This is a genomic window from Vibrio sp. 1402, from assembly GCF_033340275.1.
Window position 1 is genome coordinate 1 of sequence record NZ_JAWOWE010000698.1, and the last position, 519, is coordinate 519.

Here is a 519-nt window from a genome sequence, read left to right on the forward strand (position 1 = left end):
TGGGCGGATGCAAAACATTGGGTTGCTTTTAAGAACCTGAGCGGTGCGATAACCGTCAACCATTACCTTTCGGCATTGGATATGCAGGTGAACGAAATGGGCGAGATTGAAGCGCAACCAGAAAAACGGCAGATCTACGTTGACCTTTTCTTTAAAACCTTTTGGATGTCGATCTTAATTAAAGTGATTTGTTTGTTGATGGCTTATCCCGTGGCGTATCTGTTAGCAAACTTGCCAGACAAACGCGCCAACTTGCTGTTGATTGTGGTGCTACTGCCTTTTTGGACGTCACTATTGGTCCGTACGACCTCTTGGATTGTGTTGTTGCAAAATCAGGGGGTGATTAATGATTTACTGATTTGGTCTGGTTTAACGTCTGAGCGAATTCAGATGATACACAATACCTTTGGTACGGTTGTTTCTATGGTACACATCTTATTGCCTTTTATGATTCTGCCGCTCTACAGTGTAATGAAAGGCATCAGTCCAACGTATTTCCGCGCCGCTCGTTCCTTAGGG

At 44.3% G+C, this 519-nt stretch carries 1 protein-coding gene; it reads left to right on the forward strand.

Going from position 1 to position 519, the window contains the following annotated elements; all coding sequences use genetic code 11:
- Window positions 1-519, forward strand: a 519-nt coding sequence (locus R7044_RS28015; RefSeq protein ID WP_225456354.1) for an ABC transporter permease, incomplete at both ends; no start/stop codon positions are given.